The 19,279-nt window shown below is 63.8% G+C and carries 19 protein-coding genes and 1 pseudogene; 8 read left to right on the forward strand and 12 right to left on the reverse strand.

Annotation, left to right across the window (positions count from 1 at the left end; all coding sequences use genetic code 11):
* The first annotated feature begins 4 nt into the window (after nt 1–4).
* Nucleotides 5–1,168, forward strand: a complete 1,164-nt coding sequence (locus ASH04_RS24575; RefSeq protein ID WP_230591015.1) for an NtaA/DmoA family FMN-dependent monooxygenase — start codon at nt 5–7, stop codon at nt 1,166–1,168.
* Nucleotides 1,165–2,493, forward strand: a complete 1,329-nt coding sequence (locus tag ASH04_RS24580) for an NtaA/DmoA family FMN-dependent monooxygenase (protein WP_057474797.1) — start codon at nt 1,165–1,167, stop codon at nt 2,491–2,493. Before ASH04_RS24575 ends, ASH04_RS24580 begins: the two co-directional genes overlap by 4 nt.
* A 24-nt stretch (nt 2,494–2,517) precedes the next feature.
* Here ASH04_RS24580 and ASH04_RS24585 read toward each other — a convergent pair whose 3' ends face one another.
* Nucleotides 2,518–3,369: a GntR family transcriptional regulator gene (locus ASH04_RS24585; RefSeq protein WP_032384821.1), complete on the reverse strand. Its 852-nt coding sequence runs from the start codon at nt 3,367–3,369 to the stop codon at nt 2,518–2,520.
* 280 nt (nt 3,370–3,649) lie between these two features.
* On the opposite strand from ASH04_RS24585, the gene ASH04_RS24590 reads away from it, so the two are divergent.
* On the forward strand, nt 3,650–4,567 hold the full coding sequence (locus ASH04_RS24590; protein ID WP_032388517.1) for an ABC transporter ATP-binding protein: 918 nt from the start codon (nt 3,650–3,652) through the stop codon (nt 4,565–4,567).
* An 18-nt stretch (nt 4,568–4,585) separates the two neighbouring features.
* On the opposite strand, the gene ASH04_RS24595 is transcribed toward ASH04_RS24590, so the two are convergent.
* From ASH04_RS24595 to ASH04_RS24610, 4 genes are read right to left on the reverse strand one after another with little or no spacing between them, the layout of a single operon-like run.
* On the reverse strand, nt 4,586–5,731 hold the full coding sequence (locus ASH04_RS24595; RefSeq protein ID WP_057474798.1) for a serine hydrolase domain-containing protein: 1,146 nt from the start codon (nt 5,729–5,731) through the stop codon (nt 4,586–4,588).
* Entirely contained in the window at nt 5,721–6,347 is a 627-nt protein-coding gene (locus ASH04_RS24600; RefSeq protein WP_057474799.1) for a TetR/AcrR family transcriptional regulator, read from the reverse strand. Before ASH04_RS24600 ends, ASH04_RS24595 begins: the two co-directional genes overlap by 11 nt.
* Nucleotides 6,344–7,906 carry a class I adenylate-forming enzyme family protein gene (locus ASH04_RS24605; protein WP_057474800.1) on the reverse strand — a complete coding sequence of 521 codons (1,563 nt, stop codon included), beginning with the start codon at nt 7,904–7,906 and terminating at the stop codon, nt 6,344–6,346. Before ASH04_RS24605 ends, ASH04_RS24600 begins: the two co-directional genes overlap by 4 nt.
* Nucleotides 7,907–7,931: 25 nt before the next feature.
* Nucleotides 7,932–8,594, reverse strand: coding sequence for a nitroreductase family protein (locus tag ASH04_RS24610; RefSeq protein ID WP_057474801.1), 663 nt, complete (start codon nt 8,592–8,594; stop codon nt 7,932–7,934).
* Between the two features lie 183 nt (nt 8,595–8,777).
* Between ASH04_RS24610 and ASH04_RS24615 the strand changes: the two genes are divergently transcribed.
* Nucleotides 8,778–10,703 carry a flavin-containing monooxygenase gene (locus ASH04_RS24615; RefSeq protein WP_200937364.1) on the forward strand — a complete coding sequence of 642 codons (1,926 nt, stop codon included), beginning with the start codon at nt 8,778–8,780 and terminating at the stop codon, nt 10,701–10,703.
* Here the strand turns inward: ASH04_RS24615 and ASH04_RS24620 are convergent, their stop codons facing one another.
* Genes ASH04_RS24620 through ASH04_RS24630 form a run of 3 tightly spaced genes read right to left on the reverse strand, consistent with a single transcriptional unit; the run spans nt 10,704 to nt 12,687 of the window.
* Entirely contained in the window at nt 10,704–11,336 is a 633-nt protein-coding gene (locus ASH04_RS24620) for a hypothetical protein (protein ID WP_057474802.1), read from the reverse strand.
* Nucleotides 11,336–11,968, reverse strand: a complete 633-nt coding sequence (locus ASH04_RS24625) for a hypothetical protein (protein ID WP_156394653.1) — start codon at nt 11,966–11,968, stop codon at nt 11,336–11,338. Before ASH04_RS24625 ends, ASH04_RS24620 begins: the two co-directional genes overlap by 1 nt.
* A 14-nt stretch (nt 11,969–11,982) precedes the next feature.
* Nucleotides 11,983–12,687: a hypothetical protein gene (locus ASH04_RS24630; RefSeq protein WP_235580097.1), complete on the reverse strand. Its 705-nt coding sequence runs from the start codon at nt 12,685–12,687 to the stop codon at nt 11,983–11,985.
* A 229-nt stretch (nt 12,688–12,916) separates the two neighbouring features.
* Between ASH04_RS24630 and ASH04_RS24635 the strand changes: the two genes are divergently transcribed.
* On the forward strand, nt 12,917–13,444 hold the full coding sequence (locus ASH04_RS24635) for a hypothetical protein (RefSeq protein WP_057474804.1): 528 nt from the start codon (nt 12,917–12,919) through the stop codon (nt 13,442–13,444).
* Between the two features lie 12 nt (nt 13,445–13,456).
* Here ASH04_RS24635 and ASH04_RS24640 read toward each other — a convergent pair whose 3' ends face one another.
* Both ASH04_RS24640 and ASH04_RS24645 read right to left on the reverse strand, forming a co-directional pair.
* A complete protein-coding gene (locus ASH04_RS24640) occupies nt 13,457–13,930 on the reverse strand; it encodes an ArsR/SmtB family transcription factor (protein ID WP_057474805.1) in 474 nt (157 codons plus the stop codon).
* A complete protein-coding gene (locus tag ASH04_RS24645; protein ID WP_057474806.1) occupies nt 13,927–15,030 on the reverse strand; it encodes a serine hydrolase in 1,104 nt (367 codons plus the stop codon). The genes ASH04_RS24640 and ASH04_RS24645 overlap by 4 nt, the downstream gene beginning before the upstream one ends.
* A 158-nt stretch (nt 15,031–15,188) precedes the next feature.
* On the opposite strand from ASH04_RS24645, the gene ASH04_RS24650 reads away from it, so the two are divergent.
* The gene (locus tag ASH04_RS24650; RefSeq protein ID WP_057474807.1) at nt 15,189–15,791 is read left to right on the forward strand and encodes a TetR/AcrR family transcriptional regulator; all 603 of its coding nucleotides are present in this window, start codon (nt 15,189–15,191) and stop codon (nt 15,789–15,791) included.
* A 32-nt stretch (nt 15,792–15,823) separates the two neighbouring features.
* A complete protein-coding gene (locus tag ASH04_RS24655; RefSeq protein WP_057474808.1) occupies nt 15,824–16,255 on the forward strand; it encodes a GNAT family N-acetyltransferase in 432 nt (143 codons plus the stop codon).
* 56 nt (nt 16,256–16,311) lie between these two features.
* Here ASH04_RS24655 and ASH04_RS24660 read toward each other — a convergent pair whose 3' ends face one another.
* The gene (locus ASH04_RS24660) at nt 16,312–17,085 is read right to left on the reverse strand and encodes an 8-oxoguanine DNA glycosylase OGG fold protein (RefSeq protein WP_057474809.1); all 774 of its coding nucleotides are present in this window, start codon (nt 17,083–17,085) and stop codon (nt 16,312–16,314) included.
* Between the two features lie 43 nt (nt 17,086–17,128).
* A pseudogene (locus tag ASH04_RS24665) lies at nt 17,129–18,003 on the reverse strand (helix-turn-helix transcriptional regulator).
* An 86-nt stretch (nt 18,004–18,089) separates the two neighbouring features.
* Here ASH04_RS24665 and ASH04_RS24670 point away from each other — a divergent pair.
* A complete protein-coding gene (locus ASH04_RS24670; RefSeq protein ID WP_057474810.1) occupies nt 18,090–18,875 on the forward strand; it encodes an SDR family NAD(P)-dependent oxidoreductase in 786 nt (261 codons plus the stop codon).
* The last annotated feature ends 404 nt before the right edge of the window (nt 18,876–19,279 follow it).

Raw genomic sequence — 19,279 nt, forward strand, 5'->3', positions numbered from 1 at the left:
CTTCGTGATGCTCGAAGATTCGACGGCATTGACCGACATCTTCGGGGGCACGTTCGAGTCCGAGCTCAAGTGGACACCACGCGCGCCGAAGCACGACCCGATGGCGTTGGCTTCGCGTCTGGCGTTCGAGACCGACAGAATCGGCATTGTCGTCACCGCGTCCACCAGCTTCTATCCGCCCTTCCTGCTCACCCGTTTGCTGTCGACCCTCGACCATCTCAGTCGTGGCCGCATGGGGTGGAACATCGTGACCTCCACGGGCGATCGCGCCGCACAGAACTTCGGCCGAGACACGTTGCCGACGCACGATGCCCGATACGAGATCGCGGAGGAATTCGTCGACGTCGCAAACCAATTGTGGGCATCCTGGGACGCCGATGCCGCGTCACCGATCGTTCCCGGTCTCGAGTCCTACGTCGACCACACCAAGGTCAGAACTATCGACCATGTGGGAGAACATTTTTCGGTGCGTGGTCCGCTCAATACGCTCCCGAGCCCACAGGGCAAGCCAGTGTTGTGCCAGGCGGGTGCATCCAAGTCCGGTATCGATCTCGCTGCTCGCGTAGCCGATCTGGTGGTCGCTGCGCCCAAGGGCCGGGATGCGATGCGCGAGTACCGCAAGACCGTGCGGGCGCGCGCGGAAGAATTCGGGCGCAACCCCGACGACATCAAGGTCCTCTACATGGTGACGCCCATTCTGGGGGAGACCGAGGACGACGCCAAGCGCAAGGCCGAGCGCTACTACGAGCCGACCGACGCGGCGATCGCTCGCCGCCTGATCATGTTGTCCGGAGACATCGACTTCTCGACTCTCGATGTGGATCAGCCGATTCCGGACGATCTGAAGACCGAGGGGAGCACCAGTATCTTGGACAATCTTCGTAAGTGGGCAGCCGGACGCAGCATTCGGGAAACCGTCGCCACGGAACGGACCGAATCGTTGCGGTTGGTCGGCACTCCTGCCAGCGTGGCGGACGAGATGGAGAGCGTGATCGACGAGGTCGGCGGCGACGGCTTCCTGTTCTTCGGTGGTGGCGGCGGGGTACTGAACCGCCGGTACGTCGACGACGTGTGCGATGGGCTGATGCCCGAGCTCTCGCGCCGTGGTGTCGCCGGCACCGGGTACCGGGGTCGCAATCTCCGTGAGCACCTGGCAGGTGCACGATGAGCACACCACGCATGCATCTGGGATGGTTCACCAGCTTCCGCCCGCCGGTGTGGAGTTCGCACTGGACGGGGTCGGATTCCGATACGTGGGCCGACGGGCGGTTCCACGTCGATATGGCCAGGGCGCTCGAACGCGCGGGATTCGACTATCTGATGCTCGAGGACTCCTCGATGGTCTCGGATATCTACGGCGGCACGACCGAATTCGACTTGGCCAAGGCGCAATACGCACCCAAGCACGATCCCGTTGCCCTGGTGCCGATGTTGGCCGCCGCCACGTCTCGACTCGGGATCATCACGACGATGTCGACCAGCTTCTATCCGCCGTACCTGCTGGCGCGGGTGGTCTCGACCCTCGATCACATGTCTCACGGACGGGTCGGATGGAACGTGGTGACCTCGAGCGAGGACCGCGCCGCACAGAACTTCGGCATGGATGCTCTACCGCCCCATGACGAACGGTACGAGCGGGCAGAGGAGTTCGTCGAGGCCGTGGATGCGCTGTGGAACTCGTGGGAACCGGACGCTCTGGTGATGGATGCCGCATCGAACACCTACGTCGATCACACGAAGGTGCACGACGCCAACTACGTGGGCAAGTTCCATCGCACCCGCGGCCCGCTCAACACGCTCCCGATGCCGCAGGGAAGGCCGGTCATCTGCCAGGCCGGTGGATCGCCGCGCGGGCGCGCCTTCGCCGCCCGCAATGCCGACACCATCATCTGTCAGGCTCAGGGGCTCGAGGCGATGAAGGCCTATCGCGACAACGTCCGAGCCATGGCCTCGGACGCAGGCCGCGACCCGGATTCGATCAAGATTCTCTACATCGTGTCCCCGGTTCTCGGTGAGACCGACACCGAAGCGCACGAACTCGACGCACGGTCACGTGAAGCAACCGATGCGCGGGTGCATGCTGCACTGGCGCACATCTCTGCGGTGACGGGTAACGACCTGTCGACCATGGACATCGATGCCCCGCCGCCTGAGCTCACCACCAATGGTCACCGTACGACCCTCGCGGACTTCCTCGCCGGGTCCGGTAGCAGCAAGACCAACGACGACGGCACTCCGAAGACGCTGCGACAGTTGGCTGCTACGTGGTCGATCACATCGGTCCCGTTGGTGGGGACACCCGATACCGTCGCCGAGCAGATGGAGGATGTCATCGATGCGGTCGGTGGAGACGGCTTTCTGATGACCGGGAAGCTCGGACGCCGCTACTACACCGAGGTCACCGACGGGCTGATACCGGCGCTGCGTCGGCGTGGCCTGGTTCGCAGCGGCTATGCGCACGAACAGTTGCGAGACAACCTGCTGGACTTCTGAACTCCCACCGTCGCGGCGGTCACCTCAGCCCAGGGCCGAGGTGGCCGCCGTTTCGGTCGATCCGATGATGGCGACACGGTCTGCCCGAAAGTGCGTGAAGCTCAGTTCGGACGGGCGACCATCGGTGTCGCGAGTGATCAATTCGCGCAGCAATACCGGCGCACCCACCTGCATGTCCAGCAGTTCGGCCGCCCGTTCCTGACAGGAGATCGCTTCGACGACCGAGCTGCTCCCGCCGTAGGTGGTGCCGAAGATTCGTCGATGAGCGACGGCGATGGGCGGATACTCCGAGTGGTTGCTCTCGATGCGTTCGGTGAATTCGTCGATCTCGAAATCCGTGATGCAGTAGCCGACACGCAGATACAGAGGCTTTCCACCCATTCGGCCGATCTGCTCGAGGAGAATCACCGAATCGACCTCGGTGCCGATGAATTCTTGAATGACGGTGGGCGCGGCAATACGTCTGCACTCCAACGTTTCGACCGTCAAGCGGCCCTCGTCCGGCATTCCGGCCCAGGCCCTCGGCCCCACCTCGCCTTCTCGCACCGCCACGATGTCGTGGGCGATCGACGTACCGGCACGGCGCGCGCGGAGCACGACACCATCGTCTGCGAGCATCTGAAGTGCTTTTCGCACAGCGTTTCTCGTTGCGCCGAGCGACTGGATCAGATGCTGCTCGGACAGAATCTCGTCGTGGGGCATCGTGCCTCGGCGGATCCCCGACCTGATCAGCTCGTACACGCGGCGGGGTGAGGTGACGAACTTCTCGGAGCGGTTCGTCTGGGCGCGGAGATATCGTGCTCGTTGTTCGTCGGCCTGTCTGCGTAGATGAGCTGCGACAGAACCGGATTCGTCATCGAAGAAGGGGCGGGTCATCTGTCATCGCCTTTCGGGGATGCGCATGGGAGAGCCGAGGTGGCCGCGACGTCGAGATCACCAGTGATGACTGCGAGCATATCGGACATCGGTGCTGGTTTCGCTGCCTGCGCTGCGGCCTTAACCAAGAAACTTATGAAGATATCCCTGCTCAGGCCGCTGTGTGGGCGGCGCATGGGCTGCGTAATGTGCTGTTTACCGTCGACGAGGCTGTGGGAAACACCGAACCGCGACCATGGACACCGTCCTCGAATCGACAGCGTATCGGCAGGAGTTATCTATGACGACAACCGCAGAGCCAGAATCGCTTTCGCTCACCCATCGCGATCATGACACCGATGACTACTCGCCGGTAACCGGCCGACCGGTCCTCGATGTCCAAGACCTCACCGTGACGTACGGAACCGGTGACTCGGCTGTGGTCGCGGTGGACAAGGCATCGTTCGAGATCGCACCCGGTGAGAGGGTGGCGCTGGTGGGCGAGTCGGGCTCGGGTAAGTCGACGCTGGCCATGACAATCGCGGGTTTGATCGATGTATCCGCGGGTGCCACCATCGAATCGACGCTCCTCGAATTCGAGGGAAAGCCGGCGCAGCCGTCGACCGGCCGCAGTGTGCCGCGCAGAACCGACGGCATCGCGATGGTGTTCCAGGATGCGATGACTGCGCTGGATCCCGTGTGGACCATCGGGGGACAGTTCAAGCACGTCCTTGCCGGAGTGGGCGTCACCCGGAAACGCGAACGAGTGGACCTGACCGAGCACTGGCTGAACAAAGTCGGGCTTTCCGATACCCGTCGCGTGATGCGCAGTCGACCCTACGAGCTGTCCGGCGGTATGCGCCAGCGGGTAATGACGGCCCTCGCACTGTGCGGATCACCCCGACTGCTCATTGCCGACGAACCGACCAGTGCGCTCGACGCGTCGCTGGCCCGCGGAACGATGGAATTGCTGCAGAACCTGACCCAGGAGCAGGGGACTGCACTGCTCATCGTCAGTCACGACATCAAGCTCTGCCTCGAATTCTCCGACACCATGCTGGTGATGTACCGCGGTGAGCTGGTGGAGCAGAAGGCGTCCGCCGACATAGCAACGACCGCGACGCATCCGTACACCAAGGGACTGCTGGGTTGTGTGCCCACGCTGGCGAACCGCTCGGCGACACGACTGCCCGTGCTCCGGGACTTCATGCCTGCGTGATTGTGTAGCTCCACAGGTCTATGAAGCAGCAGTGGACAACCCCGTATAGACGGCGCGCACGTACTGCTCCGCTCGGTCGGAGCCGATGATTCCGGGCCCCATTCGGTTCATCACGTAGGAGATGGTCAGCTTCGACTCCGGGTGCAGAACGGTGAGTGATCCGCCCCAACCACCCCAGAAGCAGATTTTGCCGTCGGGGATGTAGGGCATCGATTCCTGTTGTGGGAGGGCGAAACCCAGTCCGAAGCGCAACGGAATGCCCAGCGCCAGATCGACTCCGTTGGACTGCTCCTCGAAGATCGTGTCGATCGTCTCCGGGCTGAGCAGCCGTACGCCGTCGACGGTTCCGCCGCGGGAGATGACCGACAGGATTCTCGCGACCGATCGTGCATTGCCATGCCCGTTCAGTGCACCCATGTCCGCGGCGCGCCACGCTGGGGTATTCGCGGACGAGGCCTGCACCAACGGTCCGAGAAACGTCCTGCGACGCACCATCGTCGGATCGGGCACGGCATCGTCGGTCGGTGGGGGCGGCGGAACGACGTCGGCGATCCGATCCCAATCGGCCTCGGCGGCACCGATCTGGAAGTCGGCACCGAGAGGGCCAGCAATCTCATCGGCGACGAACTGCCGCAACGACTTTCCGGTGACGCGGCGAACGACTTCGCCGATCAGGTGCCCCTGACTGGCTGCGTGATACCCCGATGTGGTGCGCGAATCCCACCACGGAGCTTGCTCAGCCAGACGCGAGGTCGAGAGGTCCCAGTCGTACAGATCCTCTTCGCTGAACGGCCTGTCCCATCCCGACACTCCGGAGGTGTGCGACAGCAGGTTCCGGACCGCGATGTCCTGCTTGCCTGCGGCCGTGAACTCGGGCCAGTACGCCGCGACCGGCGCATCGGGATGGAGCACTCCACGGTCGATCAGCATCAGCGCCGCAAGGCACGTCACCATCTTCGTCGTCGACCACACGTTGGTGATCGTGTCCGACTCCCACGGCAAGGTGCGCTCGGTGTCGCGATAGCCGCCCCACAGGTCGACCGCGATGTGGCCGTCGATGTCGACGACGATGGAGGCGCCGAGTTCCTCGCCGCTGTCGAGGTTGGCTGCGAGCGCGTCACGCACCGCTGAGAACTCGGGGTCGCAGTGACCGTCAGTCGCCATGTGATGCTCCTAGAATGCGGTGAACGGCCAGTTCGACGTAGTTGTCGGCGACGTCCTCGATGCTCAGCTCGCCCCCGTCGTGGAACCAGTTGCTGATGCCGTTGAGCATGTCGGTCAGAGCGAATGATGCCAATCGCGCATCAGGAACGGTGAATTCGCCGCTCCGCATACCCGCGGTGATCACGTCGCGGACGCGTCGTTGGTACTGACGGCGATAGTCCTCGACGGTCACGCGGTGCTCGGGGGTGAGCGAGGCCAACTCGTGCAGGCCGACGATGTACTCCACCCGTCGCCGGTTCAGATGCACCAGGTGCGCGCGCACCAAAGACGACAGGCGCTCGGTGGGGGTTCCGGCCGCGTCGAGCAGTGGCAGGTTCTCCTCGGCCGGTTCCTGCGTCACCGTCAGGCAGATCGCGAACAGGATGTCTTCCTTGGACGGGAAGTGGTGGTAGAGACTGGCACCCTTGATGCCGACGGCGTCGGCGATATCGCGCATCCCCACGTTCGAGTAACCCTCACGCGCAAAGATATTCGCGGCGTTGGCGACGATGTCCTCTCGTCGTTGCCGAGTGCGCACCTGACGGGGGAGAGCGGTGACCTCGGATGGCTGCGTCATACCGTCTCCTCGACCGCCGCCAACAGTCGCAGTTCACGCTTGAGAATTTTGCCCTGCGGGTCGACGGGAAGTTCGGCCACGATGTGTACCGACTTCGGTGCTTTGTACGACGCCAACTCGGTGCGGCAGTATTCGATGATCGCGGCCGGGTCGGCGGTCACCCCGTCGCGCGCGATGACGAAGGCGGTTACGGCCTCGGACCAGTACGGGTCGGGCACTCCGACGACGGCGGCACGCAGCACATCCGGGTGCGTGTGGATGGTGCGTTCCACTTCCTGCGACGACACGTTCATCCCTCCCGACTTGATCATGTCCTTCATTCGATCGTAGAAGAACAGGTTGCCATCGGCGTCGATGCGCACCATGTCGCCGGTATGTACCCAGCCGTCGCGGAACACCTCGGCGGTGCGTTCGGGGGCCTTGAAGTAGCCGAGCATCACCGATGGAGTGCGGCAGAGCAATTCACCGATCTCGCTCTCGTTGCCCGCAGGGTCGACCACCTTGATCTCCAGGTGTGTGACGGGCTTGCCGATCCACGACGCGTCGCCGTCGGGAATGTCGTCAAGTGTCGAGAACCAGCCGACCGAGCCGAGCTGCGAGAGTTCCGACTGTCCCCAGTAGGTGCCCCAGATGGCCTCGGGTGCGGCGGCGGCCCAGGCGCTGATCGTGTGCGGTGACACCTGGCCACCGTAGGTGAGGCAGCGTCGAACCTGGCTCACGGCTTCGGGGCCGAACTGCGCGTCGCGAGCCAGCGCCAGGTAGAACGTCGGAGTTTGCGCGATGACGGAGATCTTCTCGGCGGCGATGATGCGCAGCGACTGAGCCGGATCGACCGTCGCGGGCAGCACCAGAGTGGCACCCATCAGCGTCAGGGTCGTCATCGAGCCGAGCCCGGCGATGGTGTGGAACGGCATGACGAACAGCCAGGTGTCCTCCGGACCCGTCCGCAGGCCCCAGCTCCACGCGGGCGCGGTGGAGATGAGGAAGTTGCGGTGCGGGATCATCACGCCCTTGGGAGCCGCTTCGGTTCCCGAGGTGTAAATGACCATCGCGACGTCGTTCTCGTCCATGCCGACGTCCGGCTCGGTGGATGGGGTGTTCGCTGTCAGTGCGGCGTATTCGGTACCGAAGGTCACCAGGGTGGTGGTCTCCGGCTTCACCGAGGAGATGATCTCGGCGTAGGCCGGATCGGCCACCACCACAGTCGGTTCCGCGTGTTCGAGTTGGTGCTTCACCTCGGCCGCGCGATACATCACGTTGATGCCGGTGAAGGCCGCACCCGCTTTGAGGGTGCCGTAGTACGCCACCACCACGTCGACGCTGTTGCGTGCCATCGATGCGACGCGGTCACCCGAGCGCACTCCGAGATCGACCAGCAGGTTGGCGAACTGGTTTGCGCGAGAATCCAGTTCGCCGTACGAGGTGACCTCGCGGGTGCCGTCCGCCGCGTAGCTGATGAACGCGACCTTGTTCGGCTGCGTGCGTGCATGGCGACGCAGCTGATCGCCGATGGTGGCGCGGCCGATGGGGGAGCGGTGGTGGATGGCAGTACCGGGCACGGCGGACTCCTCGAGGTGCTAGCTATTAAAGGGCGGGGGAGAGTGCAGCGGACTCGAACATCGGCTGCGAGAACGTCTCTGCCGCAACGATCTGCTCGACGGGATCGCGAGTGAGCCTGCGCGGGAACGACTTCTCGGGATACCCGGCGGCGATATGCGCGGCGGTGATGTAGTCGTCCGGGATCCCGAGCAGTTCGCGAATAGCGGGCTCCTCGTGGCACAGCAACGTCGTCACCGCGGTCGCGACGCCCTGGTCGCGCAGACTCAGGCACAGGTTCTGCACGGTGGGGTAGATGGATGCGCCGCCGACGACGGAGAGTCGGCCGAGTTCGTGGTCTGTGGGGTGCAGTCCGTCCAGCGCGGCGCAGACCACCACGATGGCGGGTACCTCGTGGAGGTGGCGGGCGAAGTAGTCGGCGTCCTGCACGGTCTTGGGCAATGCGCCGACGGCGACGGTTCCGCCGGTGATGCCGGCGAAGTAGGCGTCCCACATCGGAAGGTAGAGATCGGCGAGGGCCTGCTTGCGGGCGGCGTCGCGCACGACGATCCATCGCACGGGCTGACGATTACCGCCCTGCGGGCCGAAGCGGGCGACGTCGAACGCGGCCTTGAAGACCTCGTCGGGAACAGGATCGCTGAGGTACCGCCTGCAGGTGCCGGTGGTGCGCATCGCCTCGGTGAGTTCCATGGGTGTTTCCCTTCGCCTGTCCGCTGTTAGGTAGTGCCATGAAGCATCATGTGGCGTGGGCCACATTGTCAAGGCTCGATTTGCTGTGAGTTTCGAGATGGCGAATCTCTTGCGCGGAATTGCCTAACCGTGGTTAGTTGAGCTGTCGGAGTCGGATAGAGCAGCTCGCAACAGGAGGTACCGGTGTCCACAGACGCAGCAACGGCAGCGGAGACCGTGGGTGGAGTCGATCGGGACCGACTCTCGCGGGCTCTCACCGCAGCCAACCTGCCCACGCTGGTGGTGGTGCTCTATCAGTTGACCGGCGATCCCATGTGGCTCGCCGGCCCGTATCGCCCCACGCGTAGTCGAGGCATGGACAACAACGACACCGGCGGATTCGACGACGCAGTTGCCGACCGCATCCGCGCCGCAGCGCTCGACGCGATCTGCGCGTTCCACGACGGTGCGCCCATGGCGGTGCCCTCACCCGACCCGGAGCACCTCGTCGAGATGATCAGCGTGGCCGTCGGTGAGCAGGTTCCTCCCGAGTTCGGCGTCATGGTCGCCGAGGACATGGGCTTCACCGCCGCGGACACTCCAGTGGCTGCGCCGAACGATCTGTCGGTCATCGTGATCGGTGCCGGCGTCTCCGGAATGCTCGCCGCCATCAAGCTGCACGAAGCGGGCATCAACCACGTTGTGCTGGAGAAGAACTCCGACGTGGGCGGTGGCTGGTTCGAGAACACCTACCCCGGTGCCGGCGTCGACACTCCCAGTCACCTGTACTCCTACTCCTTCGCGCCGCGTGCCTGGAGCACCCACTTCGGCAAGCGCGACGAGGTGTGGGAGTACCTCAGCGATGTGGCCTCCGAACACGATCTGCGGCAACGCATTCGCTTCGACACCGAGGTGGCGACCGCGGAGTACGACGCCCAGCGACAGGGCTGGACCGTCACGACGGTCGACGGCGACACGCTGACCGCCGACGTGGTGATCACCGCTACTGGTCAGCTCAATCGGCCGAAGGTGCCCCACATTCCCAGGCTCGAGTTGTTCGACGGGCCGATCTTCCACACGGCGAACTGGCCGGCCGAGCTGGATCTGGCTGGTAAGCGCGTCGCCATCGTCGGAACCGGGGCCAGTGCCATGCAGGTGCTGCCGGCCATCGCGTCGACGGTGGGGCATGCGACGGTCTTTCAGCGTTCACCGCAGTGGGTCTCGTCGAGCGACGTGTACTTCACCGAGATGGGCGACGACGCAAACTACCTGATGGATGTCGTTCCGCTGTACCGGCTCTGGTATCGGACCAGGCTCGCCTGGAACTTCAATGATCGTGTGCATAGCTCGCTGCAGGTCGATCCCGAGTGGGAGCATTCGCAGCGCTCGATCAACCCGATGAACGACGCGCATCGACGCGTGTTCACCCGCTACATCGAAGCCGAGCTCGAAGGACGACCCGACCTGATCGAAAAGTCGTTGCCCGATTACCCGCCTTTCGGCAAGCGGATGCTGCTCGACAACGGCTGGTACGCCGCGCTCAAGCGCGACAACGTCACCCTCGTCGCCGACGCCGTCTCGTCCATCACCGCCAACTCGGTTGTCGCGAGCGACGGTTCGAAGACCGAGGTCGACGTCGTGATTCTCGCGACGGGCTTCGAGACCCACAAGCTGCTGACGCCGATTGACGTGCGCGGACGATCGGGGGAGTCCATTCGCGATATCTGGGGCCCGGAAGATGCGCACGCGTATCTCGGCATCACCGTCCCGGACTTCCCGAACTTCTTCATCACCTGCGGTCCCGGAACGGTGTTGGGCCACGGGGGTAGCTACATCACCATCGCCGAATGCCAGGTGCGCTACATCGTCGATGTCTTGATAGACATGGTGGACAAGCGAATCGGAGCCATCGAGTGCAAGCCCGACGTGGAGGCGGAGTACGTCCGCAAGCACGACGAGGCGCACGCGAAGATGATCTGGTCGCACGGCGGCATGGACAACTGGTACCGCAACGATGCCGGACGCGTGGTCTCGACGCTGCCGTGGCGCATCGTCGACTACTGGGAGATGACGCGACGGGCCGATCTCAACGACTTCGTCATGGAACCTCGACGGGATGAGGCTCGCTGATCAGTTGGAGGTCGCCTGCTGTGCCGACAACACGAAACCGTGCCCGCCGCCCGCGTCGCAGACCATCGCGTCGACGCGGGAGTAGCAGGTGTAGCCGAGGTGCGAGATCGATGTGTTGTAGTCCAGCGATTGCGCGTTCTCGACCCCGAAAGCGCCTTGGTTGAAGCACATCGGGGTGACCGTGCCCGGGTCCAGGAAGAAGCCTTTGCTCATCTCGTCGGCCGAGAACGGTGGCTTGTCGCAGTCCGCGCCGTCGGGCACCGGGGCGTCCGTGGCCTGGCATCCGGACGAGAACGCTGTGGAGCCGAGCTTGCAGTAGATGTTGCCCGACGGTGACTTCCAACCGACTTCGTTGTTGATGGCGGCATATCGGGCCGGGTCGACGGGAGTGATCGGCGCGGAGTCGACCGATGGTGTTGTCGCAGAATCGGACTCGGACTGGCTGCCACCCGGTTGCGGAGCAACCGTCACCTGCGGTGCAGCCGCGGTCGAGGTCGCCGGCGCACCCGCGACCACGGTGGGGATGACCGACGGCATTGCATCGGTCGGTTCGTCCGAATTGCTGCATCCCGTCAGGAGAATGCCGGTGAACATCATGGCGACGACGACGGCGCGCCTGCTGTGTCTCGCCATCAGTTGGACGTCGCTTGCTGCATCGACAACACGAAGCCATGCCCGCCGCCGGCGTCGCAGATCATTGCTTCGACGCGGGAGAAGCACGTCATCCCATTGAACGTGATGGAGGTGTTGTACTCCAACGTCTGCGCGTTCTCGACTCCGAATTGGCCTTGGTTGAAGCAGGTCGGCGTCACCTTTCCCGGCGTCATGTAGAAGCCTTTGCTCAGTTGGTCGATAGTGAACGACGGGGTGACGCAGTTCGCGCCGTCCGGTACTGGAGCATCTCCTGACTGGCAACCGGACCCGAATTCGGAAGAGCCGATCTTGCAGTAGATCTTGCCCGAGGGCGACTTCCACCCCACCTCGTTGCCGTATGCGGTGTAGAGGGCCGGGTCGACGGGAGTGATCGGTGCGGTGTTGTTCACCGGATTCGGTTTGCTGTGCGATGAATCCGTGGTCTCCGGCGCGGCAGTGTCCGTGGTGTCGACCGGGGGGTTGGCAATGGTCACTTGCGGTGGAGCAGGAATTGCTGATGCGGCGTTGGAGGCGGGGGTCGGTGCAGCCGCGGGGGCCTCCTCGCCGCCGCAGGCGGTCAGCGCGAAGGCGAGGGCAGCAGTGGACGCGAGTAGAGCACTTCTTCGGATCATTCGGAGCTCCTTCATCAGAAAGCGATGTTGACGTCGCGGGAGATCATGAAGCCTCTGTCGCCGTCGTAGCAGGTAACGCCGGCTTCGGTGGACCGGCAGAAGTTGCCTGTCACTCCGATGACCTGGCCGTATTCGAGAACTCGTGGGCCGGGATTCCCGCCGAAAAAGATTCCCTGGTTGGTGCATATCTGTTCGACGGTGCCGTCCTGTGTGATCTGCACGCCGTAGGTGTTGTTCTCGGTGTTGAGGCACTCGCGTCCGGTGTTGCCCGGTACCGAGTAGCGGACCTGGCAGCCCACGATGGTTCCGGGTGCATTGACTGAACTGAAAGCGCAGAAGACATTCCCGCTGGGGGATTGGAAGAAGTACTGGCCACCGTCTACCTCGAAGTCGCGTGCGTCGACGTTGACGTCGTCACGATTCGGGGCAGGTGGCACGGCAGCAGGTCCCGCTTCGGTGGGCTGCTCCAGCGCCGGAGTCACGACCTCGGGAGTATCGACGGCCGGTCCGTCCGTACCGGTGCCACTACCTGTGTCGGGAGACCCACCCGCTGACGGAGCGGTAGCGGCGCTGGTGACCGGCGCTGCATCGGTGCTGGTCGGTCCCTCGGACCCGCAGGCCGTAAGAGTCAGGGTGATAGCAGCGACCAGGGCACACATGGCCACGATGTTGCGGACTTGCCTCATTCGTTCGTCCTCACCGGTGGCTGCAGAGTGCATCACCTCTGAACTATGAATCGAACGTGCCAGATGGTCTGTTAACGTCCTTCGGGTCACGACCCCGTCACGAATCGGTATACGGCTGGAACATCGGACAATTCGCCTGAGAGGGTGAAGAGAAGAAACACTCAACAGCCAGTTGATGTTTCAGCTTCAACCTGAAGTGATGGATGCCGATTCTGGAGCGACTCGGAATCCCATTGCGCGACATCGACGAAAGGCATGAGGTATGCGAAAGTCATTGCGGCGAGCGGTAGTAGGCACGGCCCTGACTGTGCCCCTGGCGTTCGGGATCGGAGCGGGTACGGCAGCGGCCACCCCTCAGGTGACGAACCTCCAGGTTCCCATCGTGACCGGTTTCCAGATCGCTCCCGGTGCCGTCCCCGGCGGCTTCTTCCAGACCATTCCGATGAAGGCCACCGTGGGCGACGAGCCCGGTGTCGCAACCTTCTCGGCTGCGAATATTGCCCCGTTCGCCGATCAGTATCCCTACCGGTACCTCAACTTGAACTGGCGAAACCTGGCGACGGGTGCGACGGGTGCAGCCGACCTACGGCATTGGCAGGACGATCCGACGCCGCCCGCGGACAACTTTTTCAGTAAGCAGTACCTTCCACTCGAGGTGGTGGCGAACACCGGTTCGGGGCCTGTTGTGGTGACGGTGACGCATTCTCGCGACTACTCGTACGGTGCCGAGTGGGGCTCGCCTTACCTCGACACTCTTCTCCCCGGTGCCGGCGTGGTGCTGGTTCCCTGATCGGGTAAGGCCTCAGGTGCCGAGGTCTCCCGCGATGTCGGCGGCGGTGAGCATCGAAACCAGGATCGGCACAACGCGTTTGGCGGCGATGCGGTAGTCGCCGCGGCCTTGCTGCTCCACGATGCTGGCCGAGCTCAGTGTCTTGAGATGGTGGTAGATCTGGCCCGAGGAGCCGACTCCCACCGCGGCATGGAGATCAGCGGCGTTCGCCGGACCGCGCAGCAAGGTTCGCACGATCTGTAACCGCACCGGATGGCCCAGCGCAGCAAGCACTTCCGACATCGAGGAGATGGGCAGATCCACGATGGCGTCGGGAGAGTAGCTGATGTCCCAACGGGCAGTGCCGTGCAAGTGCACGTCGCCCTGATAGGCCACGATGCCGCCCGTCGACGGGGCGGCATCGACATGCTCGGGAGCTTCGCGTCGTTCCAGCTCGGCGACGCGGGCTTCCAGCTCTGCCAGTCTCGACTCGAACTCTGCGCTCACACCACGCAGGCTATCCGGTCGAGGACGTCCGGCGATTGCATAGCCTCGAGGATGAGTTGCTGCTGGACTCCGATGCCGGCCATGGCTTGATCGAATTTGTCCCCTGGGATGCCGTCGATCAGCCACACTGCGGTAGCGACAGTTCCGTCGGTGCGGCGTAACTCGATTCCCTGGGTCAGTACACCAGGGAGGCTGCCGCCTTTAAAACCGACACCGAGAACGCTGTCACCTGCGGGTTGCCATTCCAGTTGGCGCAGAATGGTTTCGGACGCAGTGTCGTACGTCCCGTCCGTGAAAGCGCGATACAGTCCATTGAGTTGTTCCGCCGAGGCACCGCGAAAGTTGTTCTGCACGCGGGTGGCCTGGTCTTCGTAAGTCGGTAGTTGCGCGGCTGCGTCGACCTGGGTCCGAAACTCCGGGTCGAATGCCCACTTCTGCGCCGTCTCCCAGCGGTCTTCGTCGGCGAGGGCGGGGTCGAACACCGATAGGATGTCGGCCACCAGGCTGGGCACCTCGAAGTTCTCCCACCCTCCGGTGGCAGCTGCGTCGATGATGGCTTGGTCGCCGAGTCGGTATCGGAGGTAGTCGGGGACGGAGTTGTCGCTTTCCTGGATCATGGCCGTAACCATGTCGTCGATGCGGACCGTGGCATTGGGGTCGGTTGCGTTGGTGCCGGTGTTCGCGATTCCCAAGCGGTTCAGGGCATTCAGATGCGCGCCACCGTCGGTGCCGGGTACGTACCAGCGCTCCCAATCCGAGAGCGACACTTGCTCGTTCGGGTCGATGCTGCCGTTCGCGACGGCTTGGGCGTAGGCGGCGAGATGCACCACCTTGATCGCCGATGCGAGTACCTGCTCCTGATCGGTTCGGTGTTCGACGGTGCGGCCGCGTCCGTCGTCGATCACGAGGCCGACGGTGTCGGGTACCTGATCGATCAGTCCGATCCACCCGTCTTCGGTGGCGAGGTCGGTCGAGGTGACGGGTGCACAGTTCTCCGGTGTCGGGGTGGCGGCTTCGGCGGTGTCCGAGTCGGTGGAGGCGCATCCGCTCATCAACAGGACCGCCGCGCAGGCTGCCGAAACCAGGGTGAGGCGTCGCATCTCGAGCTCCTTGGTTGTTATTCCGTAATTACGGAATAACAGTAGAACGGATTGTGCGTCTCGGCAACCACTCCGTGTGGCGTTCGCAAGATGGCTCGTCGTAACACCTGTTACGCTTGTCCGTAACAGGTGTTACGGACAAGCGGAGGTGGGAACGAGTGACTCTCGAATCGGACGACCCGCTGCACCGCATTTCGCAGGCCGTGTGGGACACGATCGCGGAGTTGGGAATCGAGGCGACGACGGTGCGCGCGGTCGCGACTCGGGCGGGCTGCACCACCGGTCTGATCATGCACCGCTTCGGCTCCCGGTCTGCGATGTTGGTGCACGCGCGTCAGACTCTGTTCGAGCGCACGGCAGCGCGGGCCGACGAAGCCGGTACTGGTGGCACGCAGTCCGCGGCGGAGCGGCTGTATTCCGTTGTCTGCTCGGTACTTCCGCTCGACGACGAGCGCATTGTCGAAGCTCGAATCTTCACGGGTTTCGCGGCGGCGGCGATCGCGGACGCCGAGCTGCGGAACCCGCACGTGACCCACACGCGTCAGTGGCTCACGCGCACAGCGGGTCTCGTTGCCGACCTCGGCACTCACCTCACCGATGCCGAGGCCGCAGAGTACGCCTTACAGATTGCTACCGCGGTGGAAGGCATCGTGGTCCTGGCGGTACTCGATCCCGAGACGTATCCGCCGGCGACGCAGAAACGACTGGCCCAACGCACGATCGCCAACGTGGTCGACCGCTGCGCCGCAACCGGCCGGTGACCTTGTCCCTACCTTCGACTGAACGGACCCCCATGCCCACTCTCCATCACGCCCCGCTGGCACGCGTGGACCAGAAAACCCTGTACCGCATCATGGCGCTTCGGGTCGCGGTATTCGTGCATGAGCAGGGAATCGTCGACGACATCGAACTCGATGGCGCGGACCTGCTTCCGACGACGGAGTTGTTCTGGATGCAGGACGACGACGGTGAGGTGCTGGCGACCATTCGAGTCCTCGTCGACGATACGGTTCATATCGGCCGAGTCGCGACCGCCGCCAGTGCACGGGGTAAGGGCTACGCCGGAGAACTCGTGAAGGCGGCACAGGAGGCATATCCCGGGGTCGTCGAACTCTCCGCTCAGGCGCACCTCGAAGAGTGGTACGGCCGCTTCGGATTCGTTCGTGTGGGTGAGAACTACTTGGACGCTGGAATCCCGCACGTGCGTATGGTGACGCGCGGATGATGAACCCTCTTCTGTTCTGACCAATGCCGTTGGGTTGCAATTGTATTTCGAGCGGTTCAGAACAATGTGGGTGCGGTGTATCGGCCGTGTCGTGCTTCGTTGAGTCGTGCGCTCCAGCGCTGTACGAGCCACATTTCGACGAGCTCGGGGCTGGTGCCGATGTCGGTGGCCCATGCGGTGATGAGTTCGACGTAGCGGTCGTAGCGGCGACGAGTGAATCCGGTGACGGATGGGTCTTCGAGCCATCCTTCGTGGATGAGTGTCGAGACTCCGTATTGGTCGATCAGCTGCGCCGGTCCGCCGTAGACCGATGCTTTTACCGCCCATAGGAACGTGGCCATGAGAGACATTCCGACGCCTGGCGCATCGGGCCAACCGGACCAGGTGGAGTTCGGATGGTCGGGGACTACGCGGTTGCGGACGCAGCTGTCGAGCACCGCGAGAGTCTTCGCGACGGGGTTCTCGTCGGGATGGCTGAGGTGTGGGTTCATGACGTCGGGGAATCGACGTTTGGATCTGCGGTGTTTGTGGCTGCCCTGCCAGGCCGCGCAGAGAAACAACAGGCCGAGCGAATCATGTTCGCCTACGGCCAGATCGGTGCCGTGTCGAAGATCGTTGCGCTGCACGGTGGCACCGCCGTACTCGACGATTTCGCCGTCGAGGTTGCGGCCGCGCAGTCGAAGGTCATGACCGGCTCGGTCGAGGTGGTCGTTCCACCAATCGAGGTCCACCTCCACACCGTCGTCGAGCACATGCAGGTCGTAGCTGCGGTGCTGACACCACTGCACACAGGCCGTGGGAGGCGGGAACCCCTCGTCGAGTCGTGACATACCGCCATCGAAGCATCGGGTACCGACAGATCGAAGGCTGCTGTCACTCCGAGCGGGTTCCGGCTGGTTTGTCGTGGTGGTCAGTTTCGTGCGGTCCGATCATGGCCAGTATCGCCAATTTGTCGGCATCGGGGGTGCCGTGAGCAGCGGTATACAGGATCAGGTGCTGGTCGAGTTCGACGAGTTTCAGCGAATCGCAGTCCACCGTGATCTCTCCAACGGATGTGCTCCGAAAGGTCTTTCGCAGGGCGGGGGACACTCGACGTCGTGTCGTTCCCACAGTCGCGCGAAGTCGGGGCTGCCCTCGCGCAGTTCGGTGACGAGGTTGCTCACAGTCTCGTCTGTCGGATATCGGGTGAGTGCGGTGCGGAGTTCGTTGACGGCGCTGTGGCGGAAGTGGACGTCGTCGGAGATGCCGTAGAGCCGCTCGCTCGGCTGCTCGGTGCCGAGGAACGCTTTGCGGGCAAGGTTGCGATCACGAGGCGGCAGGGCACCGAAATCTTCCATGAGCGCGGCGGCGAGATCGTTCCAGGCGAGAACCTCGAACGCCGCCGACATGACGATGCCGGCGGTCTGCGGTAACCGTTCCAGGAGCGTGAGAATGCTGGGCCGAACATCGCGCCGGTGTACACCTGACCTCGCGGGCGCGGTGCCCGCCAGCGCGTGCAGATGGTCGGACTCGGTGTCGCCGAGGCACAGGGCAGCGGCAATCCCCGCCAGCACCTCTGCCGACGGGCGTGGTGCGCGGCCTTGTTCGAGGCGCACGTAGTACTCCGTCGAAATATGCGCGAGCACGGCTACTTCTTCACGGCGAAGACCCGGGGTCCGGCGGCGAGGGCCGGACGGTAGACCCACATCCTGCGGTTGAAGCTTTTCGCGGCGGCTACGGAGAAACGCCCCGAGTTCCTGCTTGTCCATGAGTTCGATTGTGCCCCGAGTCGAGCGCCGGACCCTAGTACCGTTTGTGCCTGTATCCGGTGTTGATGAGCCTTGATGCTTGCATCATGACCATCGAAACAGCTTCCAGTACAGCCGGCCTTCTGGCCGGAAAGATCGTGTTCATCACCGGTGCCAGTCGAGGAATCGGTGCCGCTGCGGCTCACCTCTTCTCGGCTGAAGGAGCTGCTGTTGTGCTCGCCGCCCGCAACGTCGACGCGCTCGATCAGCTCGTGGAGACAATCCGAACGGCCGGAGGTACCGCCGACGCGGTCTCCATGGACCTTGCTGACTCCGACAGCATCCGTGCCGCCGTCGCCCGCGTCGAGCAGCTGCACGGACGACTCGACGGCGCGTTCAACAACGGTGGCGTCAACCAGCAGCAGATAGGTCCGCTCGACACCACCACCGAAGCCGACCTCGACGAGCAGTTCACCGTCAACTTCCGCGCTCACTGGACCGCGATGAATGCCGAAGCCGCCCTTATGCGTCGGAGCGGAGGCGGTGCCATCGTGAACACCTCGAGCATCGGCAGCCGCCGTGCCGTTCCGCCGCTTCCGGCGTACGGGGCGATGAAGCGGGCGCTAAACAGCATCACCGAAACAGCAGCGGTCACCTGGGCCCCCGAGGGTATCCGTGTCAACGGTCTGATGCCCGGAGGAACTGCAACAGAAATGATGGACGAATGGGAGGCAAAGACGCCAGGCGCTATCGCGGCCAGTAGCGCTGCGTCACCGATGGGTCGCATGGCGGAGGCCCTCGAAGTTGCCGAGGCCGCCGCGTGGCTGCTGAGTGACAGGGCTTCCGCGGTGACCGGGGCGATCGTGCCCGTCGACTGCGGTTCGGGGGCCTGAACCTGATAGCCACGTTCGTGCCTTCCTGAGACCAACCTTCACAGGCTCGCACTGACGGTGAATCGGCGATGGTTCATGTCCCTGCGAACTGTCGGCACCATATGAAACTGTGGGGTCTGGTTAGCCATCAGAACGAACAGGGGAGTGCCGGTGCCCGTTGCCGACAATGCTGTCGACAGGCCACTCGTCGACGTGGTGGTCGACGCCATCGACGCGGACGATGAACTGTCCGATGGGGTCAAGGACTACGTTCTCGCAGCCCTCGAAGGCGGCCGACTGCGCTGGGCGACGGCGTCTTGGTGCCGCACATCCCTTAGGTGTCCGGCCTGTGGACCACCGAGGAGCTGGACGGCACGGTTTTGGCAGTAAGGCGGGTTACAGAGTCCAGGGGTCTCGTAACATCC

The organism is Rhodococcus sp. Leaf233, assembly GCF_001426165.1.
Taxonomy (GTDB): Bacteria; Actinomycetota; Actinomycetes; order Mycobacteriales; family Mycobacteriaceae; genus Rhodococcoides; species Rhodococcoides fascians.